This window comes from Sphingobium sp. BYY-5, assembly GCF_022758885.1.
Taxonomy (GTDB): domain Bacteria; phylum Pseudomonadota; class Alphaproteobacteria; order Sphingomonadales; family Sphingomonadaceae; genus Sphingobium.
In genome coordinates, this window is the sequence record NZ_JALEBH010000002.1 from 392452 (window position 1) to 417354 (window position 24903).

Here is a 24903-nt window from a genome sequence, read left to right on the forward strand (position 1 = left end):
GCTCAATCCCTGATCCGGGGCCGTTCTGCCGGAACGGGTGGCGCGGCATCCTTGAACAGGGGCAGTGTCTTGAAATGTGGCCAATCCACCATTCCGCCCGCTTCGCCCAAGAGGTGCACACGCGGTTGCGAAACTTTCCAGGCAGGCCAGTCACGACCGGGATCGCCATCACGGGCGAAGGCGAGGAGTCGATCCATCATCTCGGCCGACAATTGCCGGTCGCCCTGCGTCCAGTCGCGCGTCACGCGGAAGAGGTTGAGGCTGTCCAGCGTCCCCAGCCAATAGGGGACATCGGCGGTATGATAGGCGCCAACCGTCGCCGGATCATGATCGGCAAAGGTGACACCCGGTCGATAGGGATGGGTGCGGGTGAAGAAATAGGCATAGGCCGGGGCCTTGCCCTTCATGGATTGCCCTTTCGCCCATTCCGCCATTTGCAGGCCCAGCGTCGCATCACGCTCAATGTCGCGAGCGGCACGGCGCGCTTCCTCTGCCATTCGCGCCGGATAGGCCTGCAATATCTGCGCGGCGTGTGCCGGGAAGGTCAGGCGCACCGCCCTCTCATATTCGGCGACGCCCGCAATCGGACCGAGGGACCGAAAACTCTCATCGCGCGTGAAACCGATCATCACCGGCACGTCACTCTGCTGACCCGCCGCAAAGGCGGCTTCCGGCGGCACCGGCACCACCCGCCCATCCAGCACGATCGGTCGACGCTTTACGGGCGCGGCTAGCGCGATCAGCCTGTCAGCGGGCATATCGCGCATCGCCTCGATCGATGACGCGCCCAGCGCTTTTTGCAGCGCGACACCCTCTACCTCCGCTTCGGCAAGGGGCGCAGGCGCCATCTGTCCGCCGAAGACGCCCCCGCTCATTCCAACGACGCGATGAAACAACCCCTTGGCCACCGGACTGGCTTGCAACAGCGACACCGACATCGATCCGGCAGACTGGCCCGCTATCGTCACATTGCCGGGATCGCCGCCGAAACCGGCAATATTATGCTGTATCCATTGCAGTGCGGCGATCTGGTCCTTCAGGCCGTAATTGCCCGAACCGCCATTCCCTTCTGCCGTAAGGGCGGGATGCGCCAGGAAACCGAGTGAGCCGACGCGATAGGCAATCGACACATAGACCGCGCCTTTGCTTGCCAGCGGTTCGCCGGAATAATTGGCCATGGAGGCGGAGCCGACATTGAAGCCGCCGCCATAGATCCAGGCTATTACCGGATAAGCCTTGCCCGGCGGTGGCGGCTCTGGCGGCGCCCAGATATTGAGATAGAGGCAATCCTCACTGGTCGCCTCCTCCCCGAAATAATGGTTGATGTTGCGCCCCCGCAGCGGCTGAATGCATTCAGCCGCTGCACGATCGGCGTTCCAGACGCCATTCCACGCCGCATGAGGCTGCGGATCGCGCCAGCGCAGGTCACGCACGGGCGGCGCGGCGAAGGGCACGCCAAGCCACGCGCGCACGCCGGACGGCAGTGTCTTGCCCGCCACCAATCCCGCCTCGGTCGATACCGGATCGCCCGCAGGCCGATCAACCACCTGCGCCGGGGCCACCGACGTCAGCGCCAGCAACCCCAGGGTCAACCCCAGACGGCGCATCATTGTACAGCCTTCAACTGCGTGTCGAAAAAGCGGAAAGTCAGGTCCAACGCGCGCAGGCTGGCCGCGCGCGTTGCGGCGGCATCCACGCCGATCCAGCTATGGCCGACATTGGGAATGATCTCCAACGTGACCGGCACATGCGCCGCCTTTAGCTTCGCCGCCAATTCCTGGGACTGGGACACGGGCACAGTCTTGTCGTCGGTGCCGTGGATCAACAGCATCGGCGGGTCCTTCGCATCGACATGGGCGGCTGGGCTGGCGGTGGAGATGCGGTCCGCGGGACAATCGCCCTGTACGCAATCGAGATACCGGTTCTCGGCGCGAGGGGTGGCCGATTGCGGCATGGTCGCGAAATCATAGACGCCATACCAGCCCACAGCCGCCTGCACGCAATCATTCTGCCCGGCATTGCTCTTGTCCGCACCGGCAGGCGCATGGCCGCAATCAAGCGCAGCGAGCGCGGCAAGCTGCCCGCCTGCGGAACCACCCCAGATCGCGACATGCCCGGTATCGATGCCGTAACGGTCGGCATTGGCCTTCAAGAAACGGATCGCCGTGCGAACATCGTCGATCGCAGCCGGGAAAGGCGCTTCTCCCGACAGCCTATATTCCAGGGAAGAAACGACATAGCCCTTGGACGACAGGTCGGCCAGTACGGCAGGAAAGTCGCTGAACGCCCCTGACTGGCGCGTATGACCCGCCATCCATCCACCACCATGGACATAGATGACCAGCGGCAGGCGCGCCGTCGCCTTGGTCGGGCGATAAAGGTCCAGTGTGAGCGGGCGATATCCGGGGATCGTGGAAAAGCTGATGTCCGTGCTGACGCGGACGCCGTTGGCGAGGCTCAATATGCGTTCCGGCATCGGATCGCCAAGGGCAGGCTCTGGCGATGTTGCGAGCCGCTCCATCTGCGCCTGGGCCGGGCCGGTTTGCATCGCCAAGGCGGCGATCAAGGTCAGGCTTGCGCCAACCCATTTGCGCATGTCTCTCTCCCACGTTGTTTAATATTGAGCGAACTATTTCGTACATATCTAATCAAAGCAAATATGGGAAGCAAGCCATGTTAGCGGCGGCACCAGCTTTCAATGACATCGATAACGCTCATGCGCCGGCGCGCCAGCGCCTTGGGAGAACTCATGTCCCGCTCAAAGCCATAGGAAAAGGTATAGCGGTTGGAGACATTGTAGAAGCACAGGGCGCTGATCGTCATGTGCAGTTCGACCGGGTCTATGCCTTCGCGAAAATGTTCGCTGGCGACCCCGCGCGCCAATATGCCGCGAAGCTGCTCGACAACCTTGCGATTGCGTTCGCGAATGCCCGGCACTTCGCCGACATGGGTGCCACGCAGGATATTCTCATTCATGACCAGCCGGACAAATTCGGGATGCTGGTTATGATAGTCGAAGGTCGCGCCCACCACGTCCCGCAACGCCGCGTCCGGCGCGAGATGGTCACGCCGATTATCCGCATCCACTTCCCGGACCGCTGTGTAAGCGCGTTCAAGCACGGCCCGGTACAATCCCTCCTTGCCGCCGAAATAATAATAGATCATGCGCTTGGAGGCATTGGTCCGCTCCGCGATTTCGTCGATCCGCGCACCGCTCAATCCCTTGTCGGCAAATTCGGCCGTGGCCACGTCCAGAATATTGAGGCGCGTTTCCTCCGCATCCGCAGCCCGACCGTTCCCACCGCCCTCAACACCCGTCAGTGTCGATTTGACCACCGCATCCGCTCCTTTCCATGTTCCGCCAAGCGCCATAGCATCTTAGCCACGAGACGCCATATTTCGAAAACGGAAATGAAGGGCGTGCTGATGCCCCCTGTTTCAGATGTCGACGCGCCGAACTTGTGCTCTGGCCGCCTTGGGCTTCTTGAACCAGAAGGTCCACACCGCCAATGTTCCCAACATTGCCAGAGCAAGGCCGGACAAGGTCATGACGATCCGGAACGGCAACCCGCCTACCTTGGCCGCATGGAGCGGATAGAGAAGATTATACCCCTTCACGGAAGACGGAAGCGTTGCGGCATCGCGCGCAGCCACAAGCGCGCCGGTATCAGCGGCGAACCAGAGGGTCGTACGCCCATTGGGCAGCCATTCCTCCGGCGACCGCATCCGCAAGGTGATCAGGCCATTGTCCTTTCGCGGCAGGCTGATGCTGCGCAATTCGGCGTCCGGAAATCGCGCGCGCGCCGTCCGGATCATGGCCGCCCAGTTCAGCGTGTCGGCGAGTTGCGCTTCGCGCGGCGGCGGCGCTTTGAGCGATGCGTCGATGGTCGCAGGCGCACCGGGGCCGAGCAACAGGGCAGCCATCGGCCTGAACACCAGCACCGCGCCCGTCACCAGCGACAGCAGCAATAGCGGCGCGATGACTATGCCCAGGTCTCGATGATGGCGCACGATGGCCGGACGGTTCATCCGCGCGGGCATCAGGCGGAACGCGAAGGTCTTGCGTGTCCGCCACCACAGCAGGACCCCGCTGATGACGAAAAACAGCCCGCAAAGGGCCACGATGCCGATCACCGTTTCACCCGCATCGCCGGAGAAGAGATGGTGGTGGAGATCGAACAGCCAGATTTCGGGCCGTTCCCATTGGCTCTGCCATTGCGCCACGATCGCACCATTCTGGTCGAGATAGGCACCACCGCCATCCCCATAGGCGGCCCGCAGCAATCCGAAACTTTGCGACGCATAGGTCAACGCCTGTGGCTGGACTGCGGAATCGGCCATGACCCTTTGCGTGACCATCGCCAGATGCGTGGTGTCCTGTACCAACGCATCATGCGCATGGGGCAGCATCACCCAGGCATCCTTGTGGACCAGCAACGCGCCGGTCAGGCCAAGCATCGCCAGCAGGAGGCCGACAATGCCGCCTGTCCAGCGATGCAACAGGTCGATCAGCTTCATCAGAAGCGATAATCCCATGACAGGGTGAAGTTACGCCCGCGCCCGGCGAAATAATTATTGACGAAGTCCGGCCGCACGGTCTGGCTGTAATAATCGATATAGAATTTGTCGAAGATGTTCTGCGCCGCCAATGTCAATGTGCCGAACCCGGTCTGATAACGGATGCTGGCGTCGGTCACGCTATAGCCGTCGAAGCGATAGAGCGGATCATAATTGCCCGGCGTCCGTTCGAACTGACGCGACAGGAAGAATTGCGTCTGCACCCGGAGCGACAGCGGCCCGCGCGCATAATTGGCGGCAACGTTCAGCCGGTCGGGCGAGATGTTCGCGCCGTCCAGATCGCGGTCCACCATGTCGATACCATTGTCCGACCCATCGGTGCGGCCGATCAGATGTGCATAGCCGGTCGATAGGCTCAGCCCCGGCACGGGCATCTTGACCGACAGGTTCAATTCCAGCCCCTGTATCTCAACTCGCTGGCGCTGCACCTCATAGACGCCGCCAGTCTGGACCAGCACCGACCCGTTCTTACTGGTCGACCAGAAATAGGCGGCGCTGGCATCGACCGGCCCGCGCTTCAGCTCGACCCCAATCTCTCGATTGTTGGACACGATCGGGGCGACATTGACGTTGCGGCCGATATCGAAGCCCGGCTTGGCCACGGCACGTGCGATGCGGCCGACATCTGGCACGGTATAGCCCTCGGCATAGCTGGCATAGGCGCGGATGCCCGCCCACGGCTCCAGGATGACGCCGCCGTTGAACAAGGTTGAGTTGAAGCGGGGCGTACCACCCTTCACATCCACGCCGCCGCCATAGGTCCACAGCGTATGATAATCGTTGATATGGATGCGCACATCCTCATAGCGCACACCGCCCGCAAACCGCAGCTTCTTGTCGAACAACGCCAGGTTGAACTGGGCGAAGGGCGCAAGGCTGCGATAATCGGTTGGCGGCACCCAGGTCCGACCCGTTGCGATCAACCGCTGTTCGGTCAGGTCGTAAAGCACATCGAGGCCCAGCGTCGTGGTCAGCGCATCGAAGCCCGGAACGGTCCGCTCATAGCTGATCTTGCCGCCATATTTGCGGCTGCGGTTCTGCGACTGGTCGAACAATGTGCCGACCGGCGCGATAGCGGGGTCCTGGAAGCTCGCGAGCGGTGCGATCTCCCCGCCATAGGTATCGCGGGAGCGGTTGAAGAAGATCTGCGCGATGAAATTGCCGCCCCACAAATTGCTGTCGGTCAACGACAGGGCTGCGCTTTCGGTACGGTTGGTCGCGGGCACGCCCGGCGGCGTCCCCCGGACAGAGGTGGTCGGGCGGTCGATGGAGGGAATACCGGGAATCGAGACATAATCGCCTTCACCCTTCAACTCGAACCGGCTCATTGTCAGGTCCAGTCGGGCACTGTCGCTCAGCGCATAGCCGAACCGGCCGAACAGAGACCAGCTCCGGCTGTCCTGCGTCTCACCCTGGGTCAGGTCGGTGCCGACCCGGCTGCCATGGCCGTCATAGAAGGCACCCCGCTTTTCGAAGGCCGCGCCCGCCATCGCATCCCATCGACCGCCCTTCCAGGCGATCAGACCCGCGATCTTCCCGCCTCGACCGTCACTGTTGAAACCGCTGTCGCTATTACCCTGCACCAGCACGCGACCGGAAATACCGTCATTAGCAGGCGGCGCAACCGTCACCTGATTGACGATGCCGCCAGCGCCGCCGATCCCCTGCAATGCGTTCGACCCGTAGATCAGCTCGACCCGATCGATAAAGAAGGGATCGATGGTGAAACCATCACGCGACCCGTCGCGCAGCGGCGTGGTCTGCGGAATGCCGTTGATGGCGTAAAGCGGCGACCGCCCCCGCAATGTCTCACCCGCGCCCGACAGCTTTTGCCGCGTGGGGGAGAAGGAAGGGGTCAGCGCCGACACGGCGTCGACAATCGATCCGCCAATCGCGACCTGCTGATTCAGCGTTTCCTGATCGATGACATCGATGGTCAGCGGCAGCGCATTAGCCGGCAGGATGGTGCGCGCAGCGGTGACAATGATGGAATCGCCCGATTCCGACGCATCCGGCGCCTGCGCCAAGGCAGGCGTGGAGAAGAGCAAGACCGAGACCGACGCGGAGCAAATAAGATGACGCATGATACCCCCAGAGAGCCGGGGCGCTCTATGCAATGTGCGATGCTTTTGCAAGTCATTCGCATGGACATGAGGCGAGCAATGGCGGGAGAGATGCCGGTTTGGCGATTGAACCTCCCAAATGGGAGGCTATATATCGATCATGCGACTGGATGATGATGGACTGCTGGCCGCGCTGCACGAAGGCATATTCGAGCAGCCCCTGTGGCATGGATTTCTGGAAAAGCTACGCGCGCGCACCGGCTCCCTCTATACCGCCCTGGCATTTCGCCCGATCGACGAAGATGCGATCATCGAACTGCATACCGGACCTGCAACGCCGCCACATCTCGATCGACTGTTCAGCGAAAAATACGGACAGCGCGACCCGCTGCCCTATCGAAACATGCGCGAAGCGCGCATCTACACGCTCGATGAACTGCTAAATCCCCTCGATCCGGTTCAACGCGCCTATCGCGACGAATTTCTTCATGCCCTTGGCATCATCAACATGCGCTCGGTGCGCGTTACCGAACCCAGCGGGGTCGATGCCTGGCTGACCTGCGCAGGCGACCGCGCTATAGGGTCGACCGTCAGCGCCCTTTTGACCGCGCTGGTGCCACATCTGAGGATCGCATTACGGAGCTTCGTCGCCCTGGAACGCGAACGCTTTCGGTCTTCGGTGACATCCGACGCCTTTGGACGGTTGAACTTCGGCTGGTTGACCCTGGATGCGCGCTGCCGGATCATCGACATGACCCCGCATGTCGAGCAATTGTTCCAGCGAACCACCGTCCTTCGTCGCGGCCGCTATGATCGGCTGACCCCTGCCTCTCCCGAAATGGACCGGAAGCTGACTCAACTCGTCAAATCCTATGCGGCAAAGGATGAAGGCAGACCGCGCGCATTCAACCTGAGCCGTGATCCCTGGATGGATATGCTGGTAACGCCCATCCACAACCGCTTCGCATCGCCGCATTCAAAGCCGGTCGCCATCGCCTATCTGAGTGGCGACCGTTGGTCCCATGCGGATCGGTGCGAACAGCTTGCCGATCTCTTCGGCCTGTTGCCGAGCGAGGCAAGATTGGCATGGGCCATCGCCAGCGGCTTTTCCATCCAGGAAGCCGCAATAGAACTTGGCATCACGGTGGAAACGGCGCGCAACTATTCAAAGAAGGTCTACGCCAAGACCGGCGCACGCGGCCAGGCTGAACTGGTTCGCAATATATTGACCAGCGTTTTGTCGATCGCGGGCAGTCCATGATCACCTCCAATGCAGGATCGGGAAAGTCCTCATCCCCCGCAGGACGATGAGCATCTTGATCGAATAACAGCCTACGTTCGCCGCAAATGCTTTCCCTGGTCGAAACACAATGTTCTTGTCGAACTTCCCGCTAATTTCTAACCTTTGACAAAATCAGTCATTGGCAGCTAAATAATAGCCATATCCGCAAGAATGACGAACATCGTGGATTGACATCGATATGGACAGGAAATCGCCATGGCAGATATTGAAAAGCCCGATTACACAACGCTGACTGTGCAATTGTTGAGCGCTTATGTTGCCAACAATCCCGTCCCCAGCAACGAGTTGGCGACCCTCATTCAGTCGACGCGATCCGCATTGATTGCAGAAACCGCGCCGCCAGAAGTTGAAACGCCGGAATTCAGCCCTGCAGTCAGCGTTCGCAAAAGTCTCGCGTCACGAGACCATATTATCAGCCTGATCGATGGACGCCCATACAAGACACTGAAGCGGCACCTGGCAACCCATGGACTGACTCCTGACGAATATCGCGAACGCTTCGGACTGGCCAAAACCTATCCGATGGTTGCCCCAAGCTATTCCGAGCGACGCAGGGCGGTTGCGCAGAAAATCGGCCTCGGTCAACGCGGCTCCGCCACGAAAGTCGTGACGCCACCCTCAACGACCAACGATACGGCAAGTGCGAAAGTTACGGGACGCAAGAAGCAGGGGAAATCCGAAGCCAAAGTCACCGCACCACGCTCCATAGCATCCGCACGCGCAACCAAGGCAAAACAGCAGCCGTCCGAACCGCAGCCTGTAATCACCGCTGCCGTGCCGCGCGCACCCAAAAAGAGCAAGCCTGAGGCCGAAAAGCCACCCGTATCCACCGGCAAGGCTTCCCCCAAGGTGAAATCGGCGGGAGCCCCTATCGATACTCACGAAAAGGGAGCAAAGCCCCGGTCTCCTAAAGTAAGAGCAGCGGCGCAGGGAAAGACCGAGACATCTGTGGCAGCGACCGGGACCTCGAAACCTGTCCGCCGAAAGCTCGGTATCAAGACCACCAAGTCGAAAACCGCAGCCGCATCAAACGGTTAGGAGTTTGTTTGAGAATGCGCCTTTCGGCGCATTCTCAAACAGGCCAAAACCCGGCCGATTGCCATCATGGCCAACGGAAAGCGCGAGCTATAGGAGACGGAGCCAGCCTGTCATCGAAGCTGGCTCCCGCAGCGTGTGGATCGAGGACGTCCATACGCGAATATTGACGAATATTTATCAGATCCTCCGTCCAACTCGCTGAGCACCCGATATCAAACAGATCGTTCTGGGCGAGATACTCATTCCTTTATCCGTGCCTTGAGGCAATCGACAAACCCCTTCTCCGGTTCGGCTACACCGTCTTCCACTACGCTGTCGCCCGCTATAAGGATCATCTCAGGTCCGACAGTTTCCAAGTCGTCGACAACATAAGGACGGGGGAGAGAATGACGCAGAGCGGATCGGCCATCAGACGCCAATTGGATGAAAGCCCCATGGGCCGAATCCAGATCATAGCGATTATTCTCTGCATCCTGCTCAACGCGCTCGACGGGTTCGATGTGCTGGCGATCAGCTTCGCATCCCCCGGCATCGCCACCGAATGGGGCATAGATCGCGCCGCGTTGGGCCTCGTTCTTTCGATGGAGCTGATCGGCATGGCGGTCGGTTCGGTCCTGCTCGGCAACCTCGCCGATCGCATCGGGCGCCGTCCGACCATATTGGGCTGCCTTGTGGTCATGGCCGCCGGGATGGGCGTGGCGACCCAGGCCTGGAGCATTCTTTCCCTTTCCATCATCCGCCTTGCGACGGGTTTCGGCATTGGGGGAATGCTCGCCTGCACCAACGCAATGGTCGCAGAACTGGCCAATGCCCGCGCGCGCAGCCTTGCGGTCGCGATCATGGCGGCAGGCTATCCGATCGGCGCGATCGTGGGCGGCTCGGTCGCCTCGCACTTACTGATCGCCGGGGGATGGCGCGACATCTTCCTGTTCGGCGCTATCGTCACCGCGCTCTTCCTGCCCGTCACCCTGTTGTTGCTGCCCGAATCGGTAGGATTCCTGATGCAGAAGCGGTCGCCCGACGCGCTGGCGCGGATCAACCGGATACTGACCCGCATGGGTCATGCCGCTGCCGACGCCCTGCCCCCCATCGATGCCGCTGCTCCCAAACCGTCCTTGTCCGCCCTGTTCGCGCCTGGCCTTGGGCGCACGACCGTTCTGCTGACGCTCGCCTATTTCTGCCACATCATGACCTTCTACTTCATCCTGAAATGGGTACCGAAGATCGTCGTCGACATGGGTTATGCGCCGGCAACGGCAGGTGGCGTGCTGGTCTGGGCCAATGTCGGCGGCCTGCTCGGCTCGCTGTTGCTCAGCGCATTGAGCTGGCGCTTGTCCGTCCGTGCCCTAGTGATCGCCGCCATGGTCGCATCGACCATCATGGTCTCCATTTTCGGCCAGGGACAGACGAGCCTGCAAGGCCTCAGCCTGGTCGCGGCGGCCGGCGGCTTCTGCACCAATGCCGCGGTCGTCGGCCTTTACGCGCTGGTAGCCCAATCCTTCCCCACCGCCGTCCGCGCGGGTGGCACCGGCATCGTCATCGGTGTCGGACGTGGTGGAGCTGCACTGGGACCGATCATCGCCGGCTTCCTCTTCACCCTCGACTTCGGCCTGCCGCTGGTCGCCTTCGTCATGGCGCTCGGTTCACTGGTCGGCGCGTTGCTGCTGATGCTGCTCCGCGTCCGCACCCCCTGACGATCGCAGCGAGCGCGCGTCGCCATCCGGGATTGCCTGATAGAGATTGCCGATCGCTGCCGCCCCAAAGCCCAGCTTGCCAAAATCCAACGTCACTTATGCCCCTCCTGTGCGGCCAGCCCGTAAAAGGCGCGCGCCGCGCCCTCGAACAGCCGCGCCCGCATCGGCGCATCCAGGTCGCCCGCCAGCCGCAGCGCATCATCGACCCAATCGATATAGCGATCCTCCATATGGAGCAGCACCGGCCAGTCGCTGCCCCACATCGTCCGGTCACCGAAGCTGCTCAGAATATGCGCGATATAGGGAGCCAGCGCATCCGCGCTTTGCCCCTGCGCCTGCTCGGTACGCAGGCCCGACAACTTGCACCAGATATTGGGATGGCGGGCGAGCATCGCGAGTTGATCCCGCCAGGGGTCTAGGGTCATGTCCGCCGCATGGGGCTTGGCGCCATGATCGATCACGATGGGCAGATCCGGCCAGCGTTCAGCGAAGCAGACAAGAGCCGGCAGATGTCGCGGCTGGACAAGAGCATCGAAACGCAGACCGTGCGCCAGCATCGCTTCGATCGCCGGAGCGAGATCATCCCGAAGTATCCAGTCGTTATCGTCTATCGCCTGCAGCATGGGCCGAAGCCCGACAAATTTCGGCCACGCCGCGAGTTGCGCGATCCGCGCGGGCGCGCGCTTATCCTCCAGCGCGACCCAGCCGACCACGCCAAGTATCAGAGAATCAGCCGCCGCCAGATCGAGCAGCCAGTCGGTGTCACGATCGTCCGGCTGCGACTGGACGAGTACCGTGCCCACCACATCCAGCCCTTCGATCGCGGTGCGCAAATCGCCGGGCAGAAAGTCGCGATGGAGCAAGGGCCAGTCCGCATCGGGCCAAAGCTGTTCCGGTCTTCCGATGCGCCAGAAATGCTGATGTGAGTCTATAATGCGTGGCCGTTTCATGTCATGTCACTCATGAACACATCCTCTCTTGCCTCACCATAATATTGCACCACCACAAAACATACGACATCACACAACGCGACTGGCGGCTGCCCATGCCGCTTGGACACGCTCTTTGAAAAGGAGTTCATAGTGAAATTATGCCGCATCGGGGAAGCCGGTCAGGAACGCCCCGCGATGATCGATGCCGACGGCAGGATTCGTGACCTGTCGGGCCATATCGCCGACATCGATGGCGCAGCGATCGGGCCGGAAGGACTGGCCCGACTGACAGCGATCAATCCAACCTCTCTGCCTTTGGTCGAAGGCCCCGTCCGTTATGGCCCGCCTGTCAGCGGCACGCGGCAATTTGTCGCCATCGGTCTCAACTATGCCGATCACGCCGCTGAATCGAACCTGCCCATTCCTGCAGAACCCGTAGTGTTCAACAAATGGGTAAGCTGCATCCAGGGTCCGAACGACCCCGTCATCATTCCCGCCGGATCGCGCAAAACCGATTGGGAAGTTGAGCTGGGCGTCATCATCGGCAGCACCGCGCACTGTGTCAATCAGGCCAACGCGCTCCATCACGTTGCGGGCTATTGCGTCGTCAACGACGTGTCCGAACGCGAATGGCAGATCGAACGCGGCGCGACCTGGGACAAGGGCAAGGGCTTTCCGACCTTTGGCCCCATCGGCCCCTGGCTGGTGACTGCCGACGAGGTGAACGACCCGCAGGCACTGTCCATGTGGCTCGACGTCAATGGTGAACGCAAGCAGGACGGCAGCACGAAGACGATGATCTTCACCGTGGCGGAAATCGTCGCCTATGTCAGCCAGTTCATGACCCTGCTGCCCGGCGATGTCATCACCACCGGCACCCCGCCCGGCGTCGGCCTGGGGCAGAAGCCCGAACCCTGGTATCTGATCCCCGGCGATGTCGTGACGCTCGGCATCGAAAAGCTCGGGGAGCAAAGACAGGTCTTCACAGGCGGCTGATCGAAAAAGGGAGGGGATCCATCGCGCCGATCCCTTCCCCTTTGGAGCATTTTCCAGTCAGGTGGAATCACCTGATGACCGGAGCCACAGGCCAGCGCAGCTAAAATGCGTTAAACCAAAACTTATACCAAACTGCGTAGAGAATGGCTCATTAAGATCGATCGGATGCTGTTCCCCGGCGAAAGCCGGGGTCCAGGTCCACGGTTCGAACTGGATCCCGGCTTTCGCCGGGGAACAGGCCGGCATGAGTTCTCATCAGTATATCTTGATACAGAGCGGCCGAGCCGATGCAATCGGACCGCAAACCGCTCTAAATCACCTGGAAACCGGCCCAGAAAGGATCGGCGCGGTCGATCCATATGGTGTTGAAGCCGGTCGCCACCGCCGACCCTTCGATCGACGGGACGATCGCGGGCTGGTCGCCCAGCATCACCGCCTGCTCGACCCGGCCGATGAAGCGGCTGCAGATATAGCTTTCGTGGACGAAACGATCGCCCACCTTCAACCGGCCCGATGCCGCCAGATGCGCCAGCCGCGCAGAGGTGCCGGTGCCGCACGGACTGCGGTCGATCGCCTTATCCCCATAGAAGACGGCATTGCGGCCATCGGCACCATCGCTCTTGGGCCTGTCTGCCCACAGAATATGGCTGACGCCGCGGATGGTGGGATCAAGCGGGTGGACCGGTTCATACTTCTCCCGCACCGCCGTGCGGATGCGACCACTCAGATCGATCAGCCGCGACGCCCCCATATCGTCCAGGCCGGTATAAGCGCCCTGCGGCTCGATGATCGCATAATAATTGCCGCCATAGGACACATCGATCGACAACGGGCCGATGCCCTCGACATCCACCTCGATCCCCTTCGCCGCGACATAGGCCGGGACATTGGTGATGCGCACCGCCGTCACCTTCTGCCCTTCCGTCTCATAGGCGATGTCAATCACACCCGCAGGCACCTCGACCTTCAACCGCCCCGGCGTTGCGGGCTGGATCAGGCCATGTTCCAGGCCGAAGGTGATGATACCGATCGTGCCATGACCGCACATGGGCAGGCAGCCACTGGTTTCGATGAACAATATGCCGATGTCATTCTGCGGATCGACCGGCGGATAGAGGAAGCCGCCCGACATCATGTCATGCCCGCGCGGTTCGAAACAAAGCCCGGTGCGTATCCAGTCGAAACGCGCCAGGAAATCCTGCCGCCGTTCCGACATGGACGCGCCCTTCAGCAGCGGCGCCCCGCCCGTCACCAGGCGGACGGGGTTTCCGGCCGTGTGGCCGTCAATGCAGAAGAAGGTGTGACGCATCGCCGCTCGTCTCAGGCCGCAGCCGCGACCGACAGGTCGGGACGGGTCGCCGCCGCCTTCTCCACCATGGCGATGACCTCGGCGCGACGCTCACCCTGCAACACCAGGCGCGGGGGCAGAACGCGCTCCGAACCACGGCCCATCACCTGCTCGGCCAGTTTGATCGACTGGACCAGATCATGCTCGGCATCCAGATGCAGCAGTGGCATGAACCAGCGATAGATTTCCATCGCCTTGGCATGATCGCCGCGCTCGAAGGCGCAAACCAGTTCGACCGACTCCTTGGGGAAGGCGTTGGTCAGACCCGACACCCAACCCTGCGCGCCGAGATACAGCCCCTCCAGCGCCACGTCGTCCAGGCCGGCGAACAGCGTATAGCGATCCCCGAATGCGTTGCGAAAATCGGTGAAGCGACGCGTATCCGGCGCCGATTCCTTGACCGCGACGATATTCTTCACATCGACCAGCGCGCTCAGCACATCCTGGTCGATGACGGTGCGATAGGCTGGTGGGTTATTGTAGAGCATGATCGGCAGGCCGGTCTGGTCCGCAACACCCTTGAAATGGGCGACCAGTTCGTGCGGCTTGGTGACATACACCATCGGCGGCAGCAGCATCAGGCCATCCGCGCCAGCCTTTTCAGCCGCCTGAGCATAGCGGACGGCGCGGCGCGTATCAAACTCCGACACGCCGGTGATGACGGGAACGCGGCCCGCAACAACCTCCACGATCGCGGAAAGAACCGACACTTTCTCATCATATTCCAAGGAGTTGTTCTCGCCCACCGTACCCAGCGCAATGATACCGGTGACGCCATCCTTGATAAGATCGTCAACGACGCGCTGCGTATCGGCGAGGTCGATCGACAGATCCGCACGCAGTTGCGTAGTGACCGCCGGGAACACGCCCTTCCAACCAATTGCCATAGATGTTCATCCTGCCTTTTCTGATAATCTAAATATCGTATACGATATTACGTTAAAGGTTGCAACGGATTTTTTGCAGTGCGGCAATCCTATAGCGGTTTGGGTGTAGCAACGATCGGGATCGCCCCAAAAGAGAAAGGGCTGCGACGTCTCCGTCGCGGCCCCTGGTCCTTCTTCCGTCCCGTCCGTTCAGAAGCGAAACCGGACGCTGGCTTGCGCTGTCCGTGCAAGGGTGCGAACGCCCAGCGGCAAGAGATTCTGGCTGCCATGGTAACGGAACACATCACTGCCCAGGAGGTTCGTCGCCTCCAACGACAGGGTCATGAACTTGACTGGCGTGTAGTTAACGGCAGCATCGAGCCGTTCCGTTGACGCATTATAGGGCGAATAGGTCGCATCCTGCGTACCGTCGCTGGTATCGAGCCAGATACCCATGCGATAGGACGAACGGTAGTTATAAGCGACGCGCGCGCTGAACTTCGTCGTGTCGTAGAACAAGGCCAGATTGGCGGTCCATTTCGAAGTGTTCGGGGAGTCAAACTCGCCCGGAAAACTTTCCTCATCATCATATTCGACCCGCGCCTTGAAGATGTGCGACGCATTCAGGCTGACGCCGAAATTGCGAAGTGCGCCCGGTAGAAAGTCAAAGAAAGTCTGGAACGTGCCTTCGACACCCGTAAAGGTGCCGTCACCAACATTGCGTAACTGCTCGATATAACCGAAGGATGCATTATACTTGGCCAGGTCGATTCCATAGAGAGCCAATTGTGCAGCGTTAGCCTGCTCACGGCTGCTGAGCAGGAATCCCGTGGCCTTCTTGTGATAACCAGCGAGTGAAATCTGCCCTCCGCGCCCGAAATAATATTCGGCGCTGATGTCGAAGGCTTGCTCACGCTGGGCTTTCAGGTCCGGATTGCCCGCATAGACGACCGGCGGATTGGCGCGCGTCTCGGCATAATAGAAGGGACGCGAATCAAAGAAACTGGGGCGCTGGACGTTCGTGCTGTAGGCAAGGCGAAGCTGCATTTTCGGCGTGAAGTGGATGATCGCCGAAGCGCTGGGCAGGACATCATAATAATTGCCGTGACCCGGCGATGCCTGGACAATGTCCTGATAGCCGTTGGTCACGTCACCCGGACGGTAGTTGAAGCTTTGCGAATTGCCCCATGTATTGGTGTAACGCACGCCGGCCAAACCATCGACGGGAATGCTACCCAGCTTAAAGCCCCAGTTGAGTTGGGCGTAGGCTGCGAAATTCTTCTCGTTGGACTCGAAGGTTTGGCCACGGTCGCTCGGCGGATAGACGCTCGAAAACCGCTCGGTGTTGGCGGGATCATATTGCTGGATGAAGGCGCGAATATCGTCAATATTCGAAAGTACCACCGATCCGGGGATGCGATACCATTGGGTGGTGGCACCGCCAATGTCAGGACCGACCAGCGACGCGCTGTCATAGCCGGGGAATAGGCTCAGCGGCGCATAAGTCCCGTTCACACGTGGAAAGCCGTCCCGATAGCCATAATAGCGGCTGGTGCGGCGCTGATTGTAACGTCCGCCGACCTGCAGGCTGCGCAGGAAGGATTCGTCGCTAAGCCGCAGGGTCAGGTCGGCCTGGCTGGCGAATTCCTTGTTCTTCGATCCGCCACGATTGTCCTGGAAGCGGTCTATCCCATAACTCGACAGGTCGGAAAGATCGACGCCGTTGAAGGTGATCGACGGCGCACCCTTGCTGTACAGGTCCGAAGCGAAATCGACTGTGGCCGAGTTCAGGTTCGTCGGGCGCAAAATGGTCTCGACGAAATAATTGCCTTCATTCGACCAGTTATACTGCGCACTGACGTTAAGTTGCACGCGATCATTATGCCAATGTGCTTCGAGGTTGCTGGTGTAGAGGTTCGAGTGGATTGAATTATATTGGGAATCTATGCCCGCCGGAATACCGTTCGGATTGCTGATCGTCAACGACTTCACCGTCCGGCCGTCAGGCATGAGCACGATGTCACTATAGTTGGTGGCGAACGGCATATCTTGGACGTAGAGGCGTTCGACCGAGCGCTTTTCGCGCGATCCCAGATAGCCGCCTTCCAGCACAAAATCGAGATTGTCGCTCGCCCGCCACTGCAACACGGCATTGATGGAGGGGCGCTTCACATTGCCCTGCTCAATGCCGTATTGCGCTCGATACGGGATCACCACGGTCGAGCCATCGATGTTGGTCTTGAAAGGCGATTCACTCTCGATATAGTTTTCGCGATAATTGTTTCTGGTCAGCGAAGCGTTCACCAGGAAACCGATTTCACCGATGCCGGTATCGAAGCGGTTCGCCACCAGAAGGCTGCCATAGGGGCTGACTTTCTCGGAGATGTCGTCATAGGAGCCGCGAAGGCTGCCCGCGACAGTCCAGCCCTTCTTGAGATCGAACGGCCGGCGCAATTCGACATTGACGGTACCGGCGATGCCGCCCTCGACCTGATCGGCCGAACGGGTCTTGTAGATGTCCACCGATTTGAGCAGTTCAGCCGGAATATCCGCGAGATTGAGCGAACGGCCATCACCAAGGTTGGTATTGTTGCCGTTGACCGTGGTCTGCACCTGGGCAAGGCCGCGAATTGTCACGCTTTGCCCCTGACCGCGCGCGCGGTCGATCTGCACACCGGTCACGCGCGCCAGCGCTTCAGGAACGTTATTGTCCGGCAATTTACCGGCATCTTCCGCGACAATCGAGTCGACGATCTGCTTGCTGTTCCGCTTTTTGGTGGATGCAGCCTCGACGCTGCCGCGGACGCCGGTGACGATGATGTCTGCCTTGGTGGTATCCTTGGAGTCCGAGGAATTGGGCGCATTCTGCGCCATTGCCATGGCGGAAACGGACGCAAATGCAAGGACGGACAAAGCCGCCGACATGTTGAAAATCGTACGTGACTTCATCCCTTTTCCCCTTTTATCAGACTTAACGCCTTACTTTATATCGTATACCAACTACATTATTTTGTCGGAGTCAAGAAAATTGCAAGCTGCCGGCAACAAAGCCGCAAAGGTGCAAAATCACCCGCCCAAGTCACAGAAAATCAAAGAAAAAGGGGAATGCGGCTCATCCGCATTCCCCTTGTCGTGGAACTGTCCGTTTTGCTGTACGGTTCAACCGCAGGCGGGCGCCGGTCCTTCATCCCCTTTGCGCGTAATCGGCGGCGCAGCCTTGGGTGCCAGCACCGCCCATTCCTGGACGGCAAGGCCGGCGTGGCTCTTGCCGTCACCCGACGCCGTCATGACCGCCCGCAGGCAACGGGTGCGGATCGGCGGGAAAGCAACCGCCTGGAACATGCCAGGCGTGGTGCCGTAAACGCCATGGCCCGGCACGGCTTCCCACCCCTGGTTCCAATATTCCAGATGCCAGGCGGCCGGCGGCGCCACGCCGATGCCCGATCCGGCCGGCTGGTCGTTCCAGAACCAGATGCGCGATCCGTTGATCGTGACCGGCTTGTCCCAGCGATATTCGATCCATTGGCTGGGCGGATTGTTTGCGGTCCAGCTTCCCCACATATCGGGCGGCAAGGGTGCAGCCTTGGTGATGCCGTCATTCAGCGCCTTGATCCAGAACTGGACCGGCACCGGATCGTTGGAGGCGTTCGCAGAGGCCGCGCGCGCGATGTTGCGGGTAGGCGGCAACGGCGGCTGGGGCCGCAGCGTCGGCACAACCGTGCGGATACGCGCAGGCGTGACGCTGTCATCCCATTCCATCCGGTCGATTGCCACACTGCGGCGGAAATGCCCCCCGCCCTTCGCATCGGCGGTGTGATAGGCCAGATACCATTGCCCCTTATAGTCGACCGCGCCCGGATGGGATGTGGTCGAGGATACCGGTTTCAGCACGACCCCGCGATAGGTCCACGGTCCCATCGGCGAGGACGCGGTGCCATAGGCGATACAGGCATGATAGACCGCCTGGGTGCAGTCGGAGGTCGGACCGGCGTTGTTGCCGGCATAGAGCATATAATAGACGCCCTTGCGCTTCATGATCCAGGGCGCCTCGAAGAAGCCGGTCAGCCCTTCGATCGCCTGTTCCGCTCCCTTGGGCGTCACCATGTCGCGGTCCAGCTCAATACCACGCAATTGGCCGAACGTACCCCAATAGATATAGGCGCGGCCATCATCGTCGATGAGGATGGTCGGGTCGATATTCTGGATATCGTTCTTCACCGGCACTCGTTGGGAGATGATTGGTCCCGACGGATGCGCATCGCGCCACGGCCCGATCGGACTGTCCGCCACCGCCACGCCGATGGCGAAACGGTCCTTGGCGTCACTGTTCTTTTCCAGCACCGGCGCGTAGAAATAGTAACGCTTGTCCGGCCCCTGCACGATCTGCCCGGCATAGGCGCGCGCCTCCTCCGCCCAGGCGAAGACATTTTCGGGCCGGGCGATGTTCGGATAATGGGTCCACCTGCCCGCCACCGGATCGTCGGTCTTGAGCAACTGCCATTCGCCCATGATGAAATCATTGACGTCGGGCGGCGCCTGGTCGCGGCCCGCCAATATCCACAATGCGCCATCGGCGACGAAGGGCGCAGGGTCCGTCGAATAATAGTCGCCATCCGCCAGGATGGGATTGCCCGGCACGCTGATCTGGCGCGGCTCTTCCGCGCGGGCCGAACCGGCCACCATCGCCAGCGCAAGGCCGACGAGCAGTCTATTCCTCATCGGGATACGGCCCCTTGCCGCCATCGGCGATCAACTGGTCTACGCGCTGGTCAATCACCGGCAACGGCACCGCGCCCAACGCCAGCACCGCGTCATGGAAGGTGCGGATGTTGAACTTCGGCCCCAGTGCCTTTTCCGCCTTCTGCCGCGCGCCGACAAAGGCCAGTTCGCCCATATAATAGGACAACGCCTGCCCCGGCCAGGCGATATAGCGATCGACCTCCGTCTCGATCTCATGATCGGACAGGGCCGTATTGTCGTGCAGATAATCCTGCGCCTGTTTGCGGGTCCAGCCCATCGCGTGAATGCCCGTATCGACCACCAGCCGCGACGCGCGCCACGCCTGATAGCTCAGCATCCCGAACCGGTCATAGGGCGTTTCATACATGCCCATATCCTCGCCCAGCGCCTCGCAATAGAGCGCCCAGCCTTCGCCATAGGCGGAGAGGTAAGTATCGCGGCGGAAGGCGGGCAAGGCCTTGTTTTCGGCCGCCAGCGGCATCTGCATCGCATGGCCCGGCGCGCTTTCATGCAGGGTCAGCGCGACCTGTGAGTAGAAGGGACGCGAGGGCAGGTTATAGGTGTTGACCAGATAGATGCCCGGCCCGCCACGCCCGCCGGTGTAGAAGGGGGCGATATCGTCCGGCACCGGCTTGATCGCGAAACGCATACGCGGCATTCGGCCGAAATATTGCGAAGCCTTCCCGTCGAAGGTCTTGGCGATCCAGGCGGCCCGGTTGAGCAGTTCCTGCGGCGTCTTGGCATAGAATTGCGGATCGGTGCGCAGGAAGGTGAGGAAGGCCGGAAGGTCGCCCTTGAAACCCACCTGTTGCATCACCTCACCCATCTGGGCGCGGATGCGCGCCATTTCGGCAAGGCCGATCTCGTGGATCTCCGCCGGGCTTTTGTCGAGGGTGACGAACTCGCGGATCTTGGACTGATAATAGGCCTTGCCGTCGGGCAGCTTGTAGGCGGCCAGATCCTTGCGCGCGCCGGGAATATACTCCCGCCGCAGGAAGGTCAGCAGCGTCTGGTGCGCGGGCACCACCGCCTGCGTGATCGCGGCCTGCGCCTCGGCCTTCAGCTTGGCCTGCACATCGGCGGGGATGGTCGCGGGTAGCGTTTTGAACGGCGCGTAGAAAGGCGACTCCTCGACGCTCTTCGCATCAACCACCTGCGCGACACCAATGTCGCGGCCCTGGAGCGTGATCTGCGCGGGCGTGAAACCGCGCTTGAGGCCCGCGCGCATATTGGCGATCTGCTGGTCATAATAGCGCGGAATGTCACGCAGCATGGCGATATAGCGCCGCGCGCCCGCCTCGTCGCGCAGCGGATCACGCGCCCAGCCCGCCAGTTCGCCCCAGAAGCTGGTGTCGGCGTTGAGCGGCTTTTCATAATCGCGATAACGCTGCTCGGCGAGGAGCGCGTCAATCTGTCCTTTATAGACGGCGAAATTGACGGCTTGTGCCTGCGTCAATTGATCGACTTTGATCGCGGCAAGCTGCTTTTCAACCTGCTCCCAGCGAGCGAGCCGCGCCGCCTGCGCCTGCGGGCCAACATCGGGCAGGAACAGCCCCTGATCCTTGGGACCATCCTCGCTGGGACCGAACTGCTTCTGCCGCCAGTCATATTCCGCCGTATAGATCGCCTCGAACGCCTGGTCGGCGGATAGGGCCGTAGGCTGGGCCTGGGCGGACGGCGCCGTCAGGCTGAAGAATGCAGCCCCGGCAAGCAACCAGGTCCGGCCGCCAAAGATCGTCACGCCATTTCCCCTTCCAACAATGCCAATATGTCCCGGTGAAGCTGTACCGGAATGCACACGCCTTCCACGTCCGACCGTGCCCGCGCGGCATAGCGGCGCGATCCGGGCAGGCGCGCGCCCTGCCCCTCGATCGCGTCGAACATCGCCTCAGCGCGGCGCAGATGATCCTCGACGCTGGCGCCCAGAAAGCCCGCCGGATCGACCGCAATGACCAGTTCGCCGCCGATCGGCGATCCCATCCGGCCTTCGTCCGCCGCCATGGACTCCGCGCTGGTCATGTCGCCGATCAGCGGCCCGGCGATCAGCTCGACCATGGCGGCGAGCGCCGACCCCTTATGCCCGCCGAAAGTACGCATCGCGCCGTCCAGCACCGCCTTCGGGTCGATCGACGGATAGCCTTCCACATCATAGCCCCAATCGAGTGGGATCGCCTTGCCCGCGCGGCGGTGCAGTTCGATCTCGCCCCGCGCCACCGCGCTGGTGGCAAAGTCGAAGACGAAGGGCAGCTTGCCGGGGCGTGGCCAGCCAAAGGCAATCGGGTTGGTGCCGAAGACAGGCTTCGTCCCACCCTCCGGCGCGACCCAGGCATGGCTGGGGGTGAAAGCGAGGCCGACCAGTCCCTGTTCGGCGACCGCCTCGACTTCCGGCCAGAGCGCGGCAAAATGCACGACATTGTTGAGCGCCATGGCGGCGATGCCGAACTTGCGCGCCTTGCCGACCAACAGCGGGAGGCCGCGCTCGAAGGGTAATTGCGCAAAGCCGCCCTTGCCATCGACACGAACCAGCGCAGCGGCCGGTTCGCTCACCACCGGCACGGCGTCGGGTACGACGACCCCGCGCTCGATCGAATTGGCGGCGACCAGCAGGCGATAGAGGCCGTGCGACGCGCAACCGTCCCGCTCGCCCGCCACCATGGTCCGCGCGACGGCGGCGGCGTGATCGGGCGCGAGGCCACGGCTTTCAAGCACCTTGCGGGCCAGCGCATCCGCTTGCCCCAGCGTCAGCGCGACATCACTCACGCCGGGGTGCCGGGCTTGGCGGTGAAGAGGCGCACGCCGAACACCGGCCCGGCCGAACTACGATCATGCGGCACGAAACGCACCTTGACGCTGTTCTTGCCCTTGGTCAGCGCCTCCGGGATCGGATAGTCGACATCCAGGAACTTGCCCGGTCTGTCGTTATCGAGGCTCTGGGTGGCGAGCGTCACATTGTCGATCACTATGTCGAAGCTGCGTTTGCGCTCGCCACCCCAATAGGTCGCCTGGAGCAGCAGCGGGCCGGGCTTCACCTTCATGGCGAACTCGAAATAGCCGCCCGATCGCGCATCACGTCCGTTGCGTCCGCGATAGGAGACGGGATAGCTGATCTCCGACGTCAGCGCATGATCGCGTTCGGGCTGCATCTCGCCCAGATGCATGATGTCGATCGATCGGGCGGCGAGATCCTTCTGCCGCGCCTGTTCGGCAAGGAAGGCGGCCTCCTCCTGCTTCCACGCCGTTTCGGAGAAACGCTTGAAATAGACCGCGCTGCGCCGTTCATATTGGCTGTAGAAAGGCACGAAGGCGAGGTTCGCCGGACGGATGATATTCTGCGTGCGATAGCGCGGGCGATCCGACACGATCGGGGCGAAGGCGGTCAGCGGCTCTTCGCCGACCATTGCGGGTTCGACGCCGGTCCAGTCCATTTCCGCCGGACCAAGGTCGGCCGCCATCACCATCGGCCCGCGCACCACCGCAACGACATCAGGTGCCCCCGGCGCGGATTCGAGGCGCAGGTCGAGCGGTAACGAAAGCGACACCACATCGCCCTTCTTCCAGCGCCGGTTGATGACCGCATAGCCATTGGCGGGCATCGCCGACACCGGGCTGCCGTTGACGGTCAGGGTAAAGCGCCCGTTCGCCCAGCCGGGAATACGCAGCGCGAGTGCAAACTGCCCCTGTCGCGCGGCGTCTATCGTCAGGCGGATGCCGGGCTTGAACGGATATTCGGTATCGAGCGTCAGGCCGACACCCTTCGCCTTCCATTGGGCTTCGGACGGGATGTAGAGATTGACGAACAGCGTGTCGTCACCCTCCCAATAGATGGAATCGCCATGCTTCGCGTGGCTTTCCATGCCGGAGCCGACACAACACCAGAAGGCATCCTCGTCGGGCTGCGAATAGCCGCGCGGCGCGCCGCTCATCATCGGCGTCATATAGGTGAAGCCGGCATTGGCGGGGTTCTGGGCCGACATGACATGATTAAGATGCGCGCGCTCATAATAGTCGAACAGCGCGCCGTCGGGCTGCCAGCCATAGAGATGCCGGGTGAGCTTCAGCATATTATAGCTGTTGCAATGTTCGCAGGTGGATTCGGTCAGGTGCAACGCCACCGTATCGGGTTCGAAGAAATATTCGCGGTCGGCATTGCCGCCGATCACATAGCTGTGATGCTGCGTCACCCGTTCCCAGAAGAAGCGCGCGGCCCGCGCCGGTTCCTCCTTGCCGGTCAGTTCATGGATGCGCGCCAGGCCGATCAGCTTGGGCACCTGCGTATTGGCGTGGAAATTGGCGAGCTTGTCTTCCTGCGCCACCAGCGGATCGAGAACCTTACGGTCATAGATGCGCTCCGCCACCACCAGCCAGCGCGCGTCGCCGGTGCGAGCATAAAGTTCAGCATAGCTTTCGTTAAGACCGCCATATTCGCAACCCAGCAGTTCCTGCATCTGCGCGTCATTGAGCGCGGCGAACACCTTCTCGAAATAGCCGGCGAGGCCGGTCGCCACATCCAGCGCCGTGGCATTGCCCCAGGCGCCATGGACGTCGAGCAGCCCAGCGAAATATTTGTGGACGGTGTAGAGCGGCGACCAGCTTCCGTTGAGGTCGAAGCCGCCGGACTTGATCTGCCCAGCCATGACTTCGGGGAAAATCTGCTCGCCGTCGACGATCTTGCCATCCTTGGTCTTGCGGCCGAGCGCGCCGATATAGCCGTCCTTACGCTGTGCCTGGCAGAGCGCCAGTTCATCGACGATATAGTCGGCGCGGCGGCGGCATTCTTCATTGCCCGCCTGTTGCCACCCCAGCACCAGCGCTGTGATATAATGGCCTAGCGTATGGCCGGCGATCGTATCTGACTCCCAGCCGCCATAAATGGGCGCTTTCGGCTCCAGCCCGGCATATTTGCGGAAATTATGCAGGAAACGATCGGGGCTGAGCGACAGGAGATAGGCGATATTTACCTCGACTGCGGTCGCATAGTCGGACGGGTTCAGCCGCACATCGGTCAGCGGCAGAGGCTTGGCGCGCAGCGGAATCCGGGGCGTGATCGCCGCCATGCCCGAAAAGGGGACGGTGCACATGGCAAGGGCAGCAACCCCCGCCAGCCACTCGCGGCGATTGGCTTTCATGATCCAAACACTCCTACTGAATATCGTATACTATACGATAGGCCGTGCCTTTCTCCTGTCAATCCCCATTTGCCGGACGGTCCAGAAACTGCATCTATTCAGGGACATGAGAGGGGTCGGCGGCGGCGCCCGCCTCGACCGGAAAGACATGTCTGTTGGGCCATAGCAGCGCGATCTTCTTCATGCGACATTTGGCGCCGCGCCAGGAAAGGCCAGATC

At 61.3% G+C, this 24903-nt stretch carries 18 protein-coding genes; 4 read left to right on the plus strand and 14 right to left on the minus strand.

The genetic code is table 11. The features are described from left to right. Window positions 1-2 precede the first annotated feature (2 nt). From MOK15_RS17880 to MOK15_RS17900, 5 genes are all read right to left on the minus strand, one after another. The gene (locus MOK15_RS17880; RefSeq protein ID WP_242933073.1) at window positions 3-1610 is read right to left on the minus strand and encodes a carboxylesterase family protein; all 1608 of its coding nucleotides are present in this window, start codon (window positions 1608-1610) and stop codon (window positions 3-5) included. Then, window positions 1607-2596: an alpha/beta hydrolase gene (locus MOK15_RS17885; protein ID WP_242933074.1), complete on the minus strand. Its 990-nt coding sequence runs from the start codon at window positions 2594-2596 to the stop codon at window positions 1607-1609. The genes MOK15_RS17880 and MOK15_RS17885 overlap by 4 nt, the downstream gene beginning before the upstream one ends. 80 nt (window positions 2597-2676) lie before the next feature. Further along, window positions 2677-3336, minus strand: coding sequence for a TetR/AcrR family transcriptional regulator (locus tag MOK15_RS17890; RefSeq protein WP_242933075.1), 660 nt, complete (start codon window positions 3334-3336; stop codon window positions 2677-2679). A gap of 102 nt (window positions 3337-3438) precedes the next feature. Continuing rightward, window positions 3439-4518 (minus strand): PepSY-associated TM helix domain-containing protein, encoded by a 1080-nt coding sequence (locus MOK15_RS17895; RefSeq protein ID WP_242933778.1) that lies wholly within the window; start codon window positions 4516-4518, stop codon window positions 3439-3441. Continuing rightward, window positions 4518-6662, minus strand: coding sequence for a TonB-dependent receptor (locus MOK15_RS17900; protein WP_242933076.1), 2145 nt, complete (start codon window positions 6660-6662; stop codon window positions 4518-4520). The genes MOK15_RS17895 and MOK15_RS17900 overlap by 1 nt, the downstream gene beginning before the upstream one ends. Before the next feature lie 139 nt (window positions 6663-6801). Here MOK15_RS17900 and MOK15_RS17905 point away from each other — a divergent pair, with 139 nt between their 5' ends. The 3 genes from MOK15_RS17905 (at window position 6802) to MOK15_RS17915 (ending at window position 10676) form a co-directional block, all read left to right on the plus strand. Continuing rightward, window positions 6802-7902, plus strand: coding sequence for a helix-turn-helix transcriptional regulator (locus MOK15_RS17905; RefSeq protein WP_347567244.1), 1101 nt, complete (start codon window positions 6802-6804; stop codon window positions 7900-7902). Window positions 7903-8139: 237 nt separating this feature from the next. Further along, window positions 8140-8982: a MucR family transcriptional regulator gene (locus MOK15_RS17910; protein ID WP_242933078.1), complete on the plus strand. Its 843-nt coding sequence runs from the start codon at window positions 8140-8142 to the stop codon at window positions 8980-8982. A 434-nt stretch (window positions 8983-9416) separates the two neighbouring features. Then, entirely contained in the window at window positions 9417-10676 is a 1260-nt protein-coding gene (locus MOK15_RS17915) for an MFS transporter (RefSeq protein ID WP_242933079.1), read from the plus strand. Here the strand turns inward: MOK15_RS17915 and MOK15_RS17920 are convergent. Together MOK15_RS17920 and MOK15_RS17925 are read right to left on the minus strand one after the other, a co-directional pair. Then, window positions 10626-10772, minus strand: a complete 147-nt coding sequence (locus MOK15_RS17920) for a hypothetical protein (RefSeq protein ID WP_242933080.1) — start codon at window positions 10770-10772, stop codon at window positions 10626-10628. The genes MOK15_RS17915 and MOK15_RS17920 overlap by 51 nt on opposite strands. Continuing rightward, a complete protein-coding gene (locus MOK15_RS17925) occupies window positions 10769-11626 on the minus strand; it encodes an amidohydrolase family protein (RefSeq protein WP_242933081.1) in 858 nt (285 codons plus the stop codon). The genes MOK15_RS17920 and MOK15_RS17925 overlap by 4 nt, the downstream gene beginning before the upstream one ends. A gap of 132 nt (window positions 11627-11758) precedes the next feature. On the opposite strand from MOK15_RS17925, the gene MOK15_RS17930 reads away from it, so the two are divergent. Further along, window positions 11759-12604: a fumarylacetoacetate hydrolase family protein gene (locus tag MOK15_RS17930; RefSeq protein ID WP_242933082.1), complete on the plus strand. Its 846-nt coding sequence runs from the start codon at window positions 11759-11761 to the stop codon at window positions 12602-12604. Window positions 12605-12914: 310 nt separating this feature from the next. Here the strand turns inward: MOK15_RS17930 and MOK15_RS17935 are convergent, their stop codons facing one another. From MOK15_RS17935 to MOK15_RS17965, 7 genes are all read right to left on the minus strand, one after another. After that, window positions 12915-13913 (minus strand): 4-hydroxyproline epimerase, encoded by a 999-nt coding sequence (locus MOK15_RS17935; RefSeq protein ID WP_242933083.1) that lies wholly within the window; start codon window positions 13911-13913, stop codon window positions 12915-12917. An 11-nt stretch (window positions 13914-13924) separates the two neighbouring features. After that, complete coding sequence (locus MOK15_RS17940; protein WP_242933084.1) at window positions 13925-14839, minus strand: dihydrodipicolinate synthase family protein; 915 nt, start codon at window positions 14837-14839, stop codon at window positions 13925-13927. A 189-nt stretch (window positions 14840-15028) separates the two neighbouring features. Beyond that, window positions 15029-17767, minus strand: coding sequence for a TonB-dependent receptor (locus MOK15_RS17945; protein ID WP_242933085.1), 2739 nt, complete (start codon window positions 17765-17767; stop codon window positions 15029-15031). A gap of 210 nt (window positions 17768-17977) precedes the next feature. After that, a complete protein-coding gene (locus tag MOK15_RS17950; protein WP_242933086.1) occupies window positions 17978-19537 on the minus strand; it encodes a family 43 glycosylhydrolase in 1560 nt (519 codons plus the stop codon). Continuing rightward, entirely contained in the window at window positions 19527-21299 is a 1773-nt protein-coding gene (locus MOK15_RS17955) for a DUF885 family protein (protein WP_242933087.1), read from the minus strand. Before MOK15_RS17955 ends, MOK15_RS17950 begins: the two co-directional genes overlap by 11 nt. After that, window positions 21296-22318, minus strand: a complete 1023-nt coding sequence (locus tag MOK15_RS17960; protein WP_242933088.1) for an Ldh family oxidoreductase — start codon at window positions 22316-22318, stop codon at window positions 21296-21298. Before MOK15_RS17960 ends, MOK15_RS17955 begins: the two co-directional genes overlap by 4 nt. Next, the gene (locus MOK15_RS17965; protein WP_242933089.1) at window positions 22315-24684 is read right to left on the minus strand and encodes a glycoside hydrolase family 127 protein; all 2370 of its coding nucleotides are present in this window, start codon (window positions 24682-24684) and stop codon (window positions 22315-22317) included. Before MOK15_RS17965 ends, MOK15_RS17960 begins: the two co-directional genes overlap by 4 nt. Window positions 24685-24903 lie beyond the last annotated feature (219 nt).

Excerpts from the sequence above, each read along its gene's own strand:
- MOK15_RS17880 (WP_242933073.1), bottom strand. The coding sequence starts at position 1,610 with ATGATGCGCCGTCTGGGGTTGACCCTGGGGTTGCTGGCGCTGACGTCG.
- MOK15_RS17885 (WP_242933074.1), bottom strand. The coding sequence starts at position 2,596 with ATGCGCAAATGGGTTGGCGCAAGCCTGACCTTGATCGCCGCCTTGGCG.
- MOK15_RS17895 (WP_242933778.1), bottom strand. The coding sequence starts at position 4,518 with ATGAAGCTGATCGACCTGTTGCATCGCTGGACAGGCGGCATTGTCGGC.
- MOK15_RS17900 (WP_242933076.1), bottom strand. The coding sequence starts at position 6,662 with ATGCGTCATCTTATTTGCTCCGCGTCGGTCTCGGTCTTGCTCTTCTCC.
- MOK15_RS17905 (WP_347567244.1), top strand. The coding sequence starts at position 6,802 with ATGCGACTGGATGATGATGGACTGCTGGCCGCGCTGCACGAAGGCATA.
- MOK15_RS17910 (WP_242933078.1), top strand. The coding sequence starts at position 8,140 with ATGGCAGATATTGAAAAGCCCGATTACACAACGCTGACTGTGCAATTG.
- MOK15_RS17915 (WP_242933079.1), top strand. The coding sequence starts at position 9,417 with ATGGGCCGAATCCAGATCATAGCGATTATTCTCTGCATCCTGCTCAAC.
- MOK15_RS17925 (WP_242933081.1), bottom strand. The coding sequence starts at position 11,626 with ATGAAACGGCCACGCATTATAGACTCACATCAGCATTTCTGGCGCATC.
- MOK15_RS17935 (WP_242933083.1), bottom strand. The coding sequence starts at position 13,913 with ATGCGTCACACCTTCTTCTGCATTGACGGCCACACGGCCGGAAACCCC.
- MOK15_RS17940 (WP_242933084.1), bottom strand. The coding sequence starts at position 14,839 with ATGGCAATTGGTTGGAAGGGCGTGTTCCCGGCGGTCACTACGCAACTG.
- MOK15_RS17945 (WP_242933085.1), bottom strand. The coding sequence starts at position 17,767 with ATGAAGTCACGTACGATTTTCAACATGTCGGCGGCTTTGTCCGTCCTT.
- MOK15_RS17950 (WP_242933086.1), bottom strand. The coding sequence starts at position 19,537 with ATGAGGAATAGACTGCTCGTCGGCCTTGCGCTGGCGATGGTGGCCGGT.
- MOK15_RS17965 (WP_242933089.1), bottom strand. The coding sequence starts at position 24,684 with ATGAAAGCCAATCGCCGCGAGTGGCTGGCGGGGGTTGCTGCCCTTGCC.